Source organism: Arcobacter ellisii, from assembly GCF_003544915.1.
GTDB classification, from domain to species: domain Bacteria; phylum Campylobacterota; class Campylobacteria; order Campylobacterales; family Arcobacteraceae; genus Aliarcobacter; species Aliarcobacter ellisii.
The window spans coordinates 1650220-1659389 of sequence record NZ_CP032097.1 but is presented as its reverse complement, the minus strand read 5'-3'; the positions used below and the strand labels follow the sequence as shown (position 1 = coordinate 1659389).

General features: G+C 25.5%; 6 protein-coding genes. 5 read left to right on the top strand and 1 reads right to left on the bottom strand.

Annotation, left to right across the window (positions count from 1 at the left end; translation table 11 throughout):
- Positions 1–4 precede the first annotated feature (4 nt).
- Positions 5–1351, top strand: coding sequence for an HlyD family secretion protein (locus tag AELL_RS08525; RefSeq protein ID WP_118917539.1), 1347 nt, complete (start codon positions 5–7; stop codon positions 1349–1351).
- Positions 1351–3471, top strand: coding sequence for a site-2 protease family protein (locus tag AELL_RS08520; protein ID WP_118917538.1), 2121 nt, complete (start codon positions 1351–1353; stop codon positions 3469–3471). Before AELL_RS08525 ends, AELL_RS08520 begins: the two co-directional genes overlap by 1 nt.
- A gap of 2 nt (positions 3472–3473) precedes the next feature.
- Here the strand turns inward: AELL_RS08520 and AELL_RS08515 are convergent, their stop codons facing one another.
- Positions 3474–3944 (bottom strand): J domain-containing protein, encoded by a 471-nt coding sequence (locus AELL_RS08515; protein WP_118917537.1) that lies wholly within the window; start codon positions 3942–3944, stop codon positions 3474–3476.
- A gap of 172 nt (positions 3945–4116) precedes the next feature.
- Here AELL_RS08515 and AELL_RS08510 point away from each other — a divergent pair, with 172 nt between their 5' ends.
- The 3 genes from AELL_RS08510 (at position 4117) to AELL_RS08500 (ending at position 9143) form a co-directional block, all read left to right on the top strand.
- Positions 4117–4902, top strand: a complete 786-nt coding sequence (locus AELL_RS08510) for a substrate-binding periplasmic protein (protein ID WP_118917536.1) — start codon at positions 4117–4119, stop codon at positions 4900–4902.
- 13 nt (positions 4903–4915) lie between these two features.
- Positions 4916–7327, top strand: a complete 2412-nt coding sequence (locus tag AELL_RS08505) for a PAS domain S-box protein (RefSeq protein ID WP_118917535.1) — start codon at positions 4916–4918, stop codon at positions 7325–7327.
- Between the two features lie 124 nt (positions 7328–7451).
- Complete coding sequence (locus AELL_RS08500) at positions 7452–9143, top strand: L-lactate permease (protein ID WP_118917534.1); 1692 nt, start codon at positions 7452–7454, stop codon at positions 9141–9143.
- Positions 9144–9170: the final 27 nt, after the last annotated feature.

Genomic DNA, 9170 nt, shown 5'->3' with positions numbered 1-9170 from the left:
AAGATTGGAATCAAACATCTCAAAACTTCTACAGTTAGAGCATAACTGTAGAAATTGTGAAAGTATAAAAGAGTTATATTTTCAAATAGTAAATGAAACAAGAAATCTTGTGAATTATTCACAAGGTGTTCTTCTAACTACTGATTTAACTGGTAAATATAAAGTTGTTGCTATTTCAGATATTTCTGTGGTTGATTCTACTTCTCCTTATGTTCAATGGATTGAAGAGATAGTTATTGATTTTAACAATAACGAAAAATCAAAAGATATTTTTATTGTTGAAGCTAAAAATGATTTAAAAGAGATAAATTATAAATCTATAAATGAATTTGCACCTTCAAATATTTTATATGTACCATTAAAAAGTGCCAAAGGAAATGCTGAAATAAGTTATATTTTTCTTTTATTTAAAGAAGAAAAATGGCTTGAAAATGATGTTTTGATGTTAAAACATCTCTCTTCTTCTTTGGCTTATTTTTTATTTGCCATGAGAAGTTGTGGTATTTTTCAAACTCTAAAAAAAATATCATTTAGAAACAAATATTTTAAAATAGCAGTTGTTTTTTTGATTTTGTTGATGTTTTTACCAGTTAGACTCTCTGTTTTAGCTCCACTTGAAGTTGATGCAAAAAATCCATATGTGGTAACTTCTCCTTTAAATGCAGTTATAGAAGAGGTTAAAGTTTTCCCAAATGATAAAATCTCAAAAGAACAATTGATTGTAAAATTTGATGATGTAGATTTTAATAATAATTATTTGGTTGCAAAAAGAACATTAGATGTGGCAAATGCAGAGTTATTTTCAGCTTCTCAAAGTAGTTTTTTAGACCCAAAACAAAAAAGCCAAATCTCACAACTTGAAAATCAAGTAAAATTAAAAGAGGCAGAATTAGCTTATGCAAAAGAGCAACTTGATAAAACAAAAATTTATGCAAAAGAAGAAGGAATTGCAATCATTAATAATCCAAATGATTGGAAAGGAAAACCTGTAACTACAGGAGAAAGAATCTTTTTAATTGCCGATTCAAATAAAATAGAATTAAAAATTATGCTTCCTGTTACAGATGCTATTTTTTTAGAAGAGAATAATATTGTAAAAGCTTTTTTTGATAATGACCCAACAAATTCTTGGAAAGCAAAAGTAAAATATATCTCTTATAAACCTGAACTTACAGAACAAAATATTTTATCTTATAGAATTATTGCCGATTTTGATGATATAAAAGAGAATGGTTATATTCCTTCTATTGGACTTAGAGGAACAGCTAAAATTTATTCAAAAAAAGTAACTTTGTTTTTTTATCTATTTAGAAAACCAATCACTTCTGTTCGTCAATGGATAGGTTGGTAATGTTTCAACAACAGCAAGAAGTAATTTTACCAAAAATCAGAAATGATTTAAAACTAATAGAGACTTCAGTTGCTGAAGATGGCTCTAAAAGATGGCTTTTATTTGACCCAATTCAAAATAAATATTTTAATATTGGACTTGATGCCTTTGACTTAATTTCAAATTGGCAAAGTGATATAGAAATTGATGAATTTATAAAAATTCTAGAATCAAAAAATTATCATATTGACAAAGACTCTTTACAGCCTTTTATAGATTTTTTAGTTAATAACAATTTGATTTTATGTGAAGATTCAAAATATACAAATAGAATGATAAATAGTTATAAACAATCAAAACAAAATATCTTTAAATGGTTAATTCATAATTATTTGTTTATAAGAGTTCCTTTGTTAAAACCAGATGTTTGGTTGGAAAAAAACAAAAATAGAGTTGATTTTTTCTATTCTAATCTTTGGCAAAACATTGTCTTATTTTTAGGATTTCTTGGAATTATTTTTGTATTAAGGGATTGGGAAAACTTTATCTCTACTTTTATGTATCTATTTTCAAAAGAGGGATTCTTTTATTACTTTTTATCTTTGGTTTTTGTAAAAAGTTTTCATGAATTAGGTCACGCTTTTACCACAAAAAGATTGGGTTGTAAAGTCTCTACTATGGGAGTTGCTTTTTTAGTTTTATTTCCCGTTTTATATACAGATACAACCGATTCTTGGAGATTAAAATCTAAATATCAAAGATTACAAATAGTTCTTGCTGGAATGAAAGTTGAGTTATATTTAGCATTAATTGCTACTTTTTTATGGTCTTTTGCACCAGATGGGATTTTAAAAAGTATTTTATTTATTATTGCAACTACAAGTTGGATTAGTTCACTTTTAATAAATATTAGTCCATTTTTACGATTTGATGGATATTATGCTTTATCAGATATTACTGATAGTAAAAATCTACAACCACGGTCATTTGCCATGGCAAAGTGGTTTATAAGAAAAAATATTTTGGGTTTAGATGAGATAAAACCTGAAATTCTTTCTAAACAAAAAGAGAATTTTTTTATTACTTATGCAATTTTAACTTGGATATATAGATTCTTTTTATTTTTAGGAATAGCTTTTTTAGTCTATTATTTTGCTTTTAAAGTTCTTGGAATTATTCTATTTTTAGTTGAAATTATTTGGTTTATTTTTTTACCTGTTTACAAAGAGTTGAAAATTTGGTGGAGTAAAAGAGAAAATGTAAAATTAAATAATAGAAATAAAATATCTTTAGCTCTTTTAGTTTTATTTTTTTTATTGATGTTTGTTCCATGGAATAGTAGCATAAAAATGCCAGCAATAATAGAATCAAAGAATTATTTTGAGTTTTACCCAAGTGAAGATGGATATATTGAAAAAATATTTTTTACAAGTGGAGAAAATGTAAAAAAAGACCAAATACTAATGAAAATAAAATCTCCTCAAATAGAGTTTAAAATCTCTCAAATAGAAAAAGAGATAAAACAAATAAATCTTGAAATAAGTAAACAAGCAGGATTTAAAGAGAATCTAAACAAAAGATTTATTTTAGAAGAATCTTTACAAAAAAAACAAAATGAGTTAGAAGGTTTAGAAAAGATAACTAAAAAATTTGAAATAAAAGCAGATTTTGATGGGAAGATTTATTTTTATAATGCTTTTAAAGAGAATCAATGGATAAGTAAAAAAGAGCCTATTTTTGTTTTATATGATAATTTAAACTACAAAATAGTTGGGTTTTGTAATGAAAATGATTTTAAATTATTAAAAGAAAATAGTCAAACAAAATTTATATTTAGTTCAGGAGATATAAAAGATATTTATTCAAACATATCTAATATTTCACAAGTTTCAATTCCATATTTAGAGTTTCCTGAATTATCATCTGATTTTGGTGGTGAAATAGCTACAAGACAAGATGGAAATAAAAGAATTAAAACAGAACAAGCTTATTATAAAGTTTTAGTTGATTTAGAAAAAAGTGAATTGGATTTAAAAAGTAGAAAAACTGGTACTTTAGTTGCAAAAGGAGAAACAGAAAGTTTAATTTCAAAGATTTATAGAAAAACTATTGCTGTTCTAATAAGAGAGAGTGAATTTTAAATTCACTCCACAGTTTTCATCAAAATATCTCTATAATGATTTAACTCTTTCATTTTTTCATCATCGCCATTATTTATATCAGGATGATATTTTTTTGCTAACTCTTTATATCTTTTTTTAATCTCTTCTTTTGTTGGACTTGAAGTAAAACCAAAAAAATCTTTTGCTTTTTGTACTTCATCAAATCTAGGAGCATTTGCAAAACCTTGGAAACCTGAGTTATTGAAGTTTCTAAAATCTTTGAAATCAAAATTTTGTCCATTTTGAAATTGTGAACTATCAAATCTAAATGAAAAGTTATTTGCTCTCATTTTTTTCTTAAAATTATAAACGATAAATCCAATGATTAAGAAGAAAATACCTACAATTATCATAAAAGTACCAAAATTTGTGAAAATCAAATATAGTATAAAAAATAATATTGCAAGTCTTACTAATCTATTAAAAATATAAATAATTGTGTTGTTGTACATTAAAAACCTTTAAAATTGTTGCGTATTATATAATTCTTTATACTATAAATAAATTAATCAGAAAAAATAAAAAATTATTTTATTTATTTATACTTATATTTAATATAATTTATAACAACATTTTGTATAATCAACACTATTTTATGTAAGTTCGTATAAAAATGGAGTCTAAATGTTGTTTTTTAAAAAATTATTTTTTATATTATTTTTATCTTTAAGTCTTTGTGCAAATGAAACTATTTTTGATGAAATAAAAGCAAACAATAAATTAAAAGTTTGTGTTTGGCCTGAATATTATGGAATATCTTTTTTAGACCAAAGAACTCAGCAATTTTCGGGAATTGATAGTGATTTAGCCCAAGAATTAGCTAAAGATTTAAAAGTTGATTTAGAATTTGTTCCAAGTTCATTTGTAACTTTAATAGATGATATAAACAATAATGTTTGCCATATTGCAATGTTTGCAATAGGAAATACAACACAAAGAAGAGAAAAAATTAGATTTACAACAGCACATTTATCAAGTGATGTTTATGCAATTACAACAAAAAATAATAGAAGAATAGATAATTGGGATGATATTGATAAAAAAGGAAATATCATTGCTGTTGCAAAGGGAACTTATCATGAAACAATTATGAAAGAGAAGTTACAAAATGCAGAACTTTTAGTTTTAGACAAAATACATCAAAGAGAACTAGAAGTTCAAGCAGGAAGAGCTGATGCTTTTATGAGTGATTATCCATTTGCTAAAAGAATGTTAGCAAAAACAGATTGGGCAAAATTAATAGAACCAAAAACTACTTATCATAAAACTGATTATGCTTGGGCTATGAAATATGGTGAAGATAAATTTTATAATAGAGTTGAACAATTTATTCAAGATATAAAAAACGATGGAAGGCTTTTAAATCTTGCTAAAAAAAATGGTTTAGAACCAATAGTAAAATTAAAATAAGTAGAAAATAAAGATGAAGTTTACAGTTACAAGGATAATAATTGTTAGTTTATTTATTATTTTTCTAGTAATTTCAGGTGTATTTTTTTCTATCTCGATTTTAAAAGATGAAACAATAAAAACCCATCTTAAATTGATTCAATTATATTCAAGTATTTTTGTTGATAATTTAACAAAAACTGTAAATGGTATGGATTTATTGACAGACAATTTAGTTGTTCTTCTAAAAAATGAACAAAATGAAGAGTTTATAAATAGTAGATTATATGAGTTATTAAAAGATAATTTAGAAATTAGGTCAATAAACATTTTAGATGAAAAAAATAGAGTTATTTATAGTTCTAATGAATTAAATAAAAATCTATTGATAAATTTAGAAACTTTTTATCCACTTCCAATATATGAAAAAAATATTTTAAGAGTAGGGAATACAAAAGAGGGTAGAGATTTTTATAATGGGAAAAATATAACATATTTAAAAAACAGTTTAGATATAAACTTTTTTCCAATTTTAAGAGAAATAGATTTAGGAACTAAAAAAATAAAAGTTCTAATAGCTGTAAATGGAGATTTTTTATTAAATAGATATAACAGTTTTTTAAATATTGAACACTGTTATATAGATATTTTAAAAGTTGATGGAACTTTATTATCTTCAAATGATTTTAGAGAAAATTTCAGTATGAATAAAGAGTTATTATCTTTGATAAAAGAGAAAAACTCATATTCTGGTGTAGTTAATTTTGATAAACAAAAAACTATTTTATCTTTTAATTCAACAATAAATTATCCTTTTGTTGTGATGGTTCGATTAGATTTTAATAAAACTTTACAAACTTGGGAAGAAAAAAGCCAAACTTTTTTAATAACAATTTTTGCTTTATTAATTTTATCAATCGTATTGATTATTTTTTGGTTATATACATATAATAAAAAAATAAATAAAGAAGTTTCTTTGAATAATAAATTCAAAATTTTATTTGAACAAAGTAGTTTTTATGCAATGATTATAAACTTTAATGGAAAAATAGTTGAGATAAATAATAGCTTTTTATCAACATTTTTTAGTGAAAAAGAGCTTGATAAAAATATTTGGGATTATTCTTGTTGGTTGGAAAATGAAAAAATATGGTTAGAAAAGATTATAAAAACTTTTCCTCAAGATGAAAAAATACAAAGAGAATTAAATATCATAGGATTAGATGGAAATCAAAAGGTATTAGAGGTTGTGATTTCATCTTTTGAAATAGATGGACATCTGGAATATGTATTAATTGCTTTAGATATTACCTTAAAAAAACAAAGAGAAAAAGAGCTAAAAAATGCTCATATTGTTTTTGAAAATGCCCATGATGGAATAGTTGTAACTGATGAGAATGTAAATATTGTAAATGTAAATAAAGCATTTGAAACAAATACAGGATATAACTTTGATGAAGTTATTGGAAAAAATCCAAATATTTTAAAATCTGGATTTCAAGAAGAAGATTTTTATAAAAATATGTGGCAACAGTTGATTGAAACAGGTTATTGGGAAGGTGAACTTACAAATAAAAATAAAGAGGGTGAGTTTTATATAGAAAGAATAAAAATAAATGCTGTTTATAATGAAGAGAAAAAACTAACAAATTATATAGCAGTATTTTCAGATATTACTTTACAAAAAGAGCAAGAAAAACTTTTACAAGAGAAAGAAAAACTTCTTTTCCAACAATCAAAACTTTCAGCAATGGGAGAAATGATTGGAAATATTGCCCATCAATGGAGACAACCTTTAAGTGTAATTAGTTCTTCAACAAGTGCAATAAAACTTCACCATGAAGAGGATTTTTATTCAAAAGAGGAGATAAAAGATTTTGTTGAAGTTATTTTAAACTCAACAAAATATTTGTCAAATACAATTGATGATTTTAGAAATTTTTATAAAGAAGATTCTGAAAAAAGTGATTTTGATGTTAAAGCAGCAATTAATAATAGTTTAAATCTAATAAAAACAGAACTTGTAAAACAAAATATAGAGATTGTTTTTATTGATGAAGATTGTAGTTTTGATATAAAAGGGATTAGAAATCAATTTTTACAAGTAATGATGAATATATTAATAAATGCAAAAGATGCATTTTTTGATAAAGAGATTGAAAATAAAACAATATTTATAGACATTTATCAAAAAGATGATAAAAAAGTAATAAAGATTTACGATAATGCTGGTGGAATAAAAGAGGATGTTATAAATCATATTTTTGAGCCATATTTTACAACAAAACATAAATCAGTAGGTACAGGAATTGGTTTATATATGAGTGAAGAGATAATCACAAAACAACTAAATGGACAAATATTTGTTTCAAACAGAATATTTACATATAAAAATAAAGAGTATACAGGAGCAGAATTTAAAATAATTATAAAAAAATGTAACTAATTTGTTACCAAAATTATCATTTTTTTAAATAAATTATTGCTATTTGATTGCTATTGTTTTTTTATCATAAAAATATCATATCTCAAAACTATTCTTAGTCTAATTTTTATTAGGAGGAAAGTTTATGAGTTTAGGTTTTCAAGCATTTTTTGCTGCGTTACCAATCATATTTGCTGGTATCTTACTTGTAGGACTTAGAGTTTCTGCAAAAAAAGCAATGCCTTTAGTTTATGTAGCTACAATCGCAGTAGCTTTTATGATTTGGGAAGTTTCTTTTGAAAGAGTTTTAGCTTCTACAATTGAAGGTATGTTAATTACAGTTTCTGTTTTATGGATTATTTTTGGTGCTATTTTACTTTTGAATACACTAAAACATTCAGGTGCAATTATTGTAATTAGACAAGGATTTAACAATATTAGTCCAGATAGAAGAATTCAAGCAATTATCGTAGCTTGGTTATTTGGTTGTTTTATTGAAGGTGCTTCTGGATTTGGAACACCTGCTGCTATTGCTGCACCATTACTTGTTGCTATTGGATTCCCTGCAATGGCTGCTGTTATGCTTGGAATGATGGTTCAAAGTACACCTGTTTCTTTTGGAGCTGTTGGAACTCCTATTTTAATTGGAGTAAATAAAGGTTTAGATTCAGCTGGAATTGGTGCAACTTTAACAAATCTTGGTTCATCTTGGGATACTTATCTTCAAATCATTACTTCAGAAGTAGCTATTACTCATGCAATTACTGGAACTTTAATTCCTTTATTAATGTGTGTAATGTTAACTAGATTCTTTGGAGAAAAAAAATCTTGGACTGAAGGATTAGCTATTTTACCATTTGCAATTTTTGCAGGTCTAGCGTTTACACTTCCTTATGCTTTAACAGGAGTTTTCTTAGGTGCAGAATTCCCATCATTAATTGGTGCATTAGTTGGTCTTCCAATAGTTGTATTAGCTGCTAAAAAAGGTTTCTTAGTTCCTAAAAAAGCTTGGGATTTTGCTCCAAGAGAAAAATGGCCAGTTTCATGGGTTTCTAAATTTGAGATGAAATTTGATGCTATGACTGCAAAAGCACCAATGTCTTTAACAAAAGCTTGGATTCCTTATGTATTAGTTGCTTTAATTTTAGTATTAACAAGAGTAAGTGCCGATGTAAAAGCTTTTGTTATGTCTTTAGCATTCTCATACAAAAATATTTTAGGAGAAGGTCTAAACTTTACTATGAATCCTTTATATTTACCTGGAGGAATTTTAGTATTTGTAGTAATTATCACTTATTTCTTACATAAAATGGAATTTAAAGAGTTAAAAGCTGCTGTTGGTGAATCTTCAAAAGTAATGATAGGTGCTGGATTTGTTCTTGTGTTTACTATTCCACTTGTAAGAGTTTTAATTAATTCAGGTGTTAATGAATCAGGATTTGATTCTATGCCAATTGCAATGGCAAATTTTGTTGCTCATTCAGTTGGAGATATTTATCCTTTATTTGCACCAGTTGTTGGAGCATTAGGAGCATTTATTGCTGGAAGTAATACAGTTTCAAATATGATGTTAAGTCAATTCCAATTTGGTGTTGCTGATGCTTTAGGAATTTCTACAGCATTTATGGTTGCTCTTCAAGCAGTTGGAGCAGCAGCTGGAAATATGATAGCAATTCATAATGTGGTAGCTGCTAGTGCAACTGTTGGATTACTTGACCAAGAGGGTGAAACTTTAAGAAAAACTGTAATACCTACAATTTATTATTGTTTAGTTGTTGGAATTATTGGTCTTATTGGAATGTATTATTTAGGATTAACAGATCCACTTATGAAATAAAAAAAGAAGAAGTTTTTACTTCTTCTT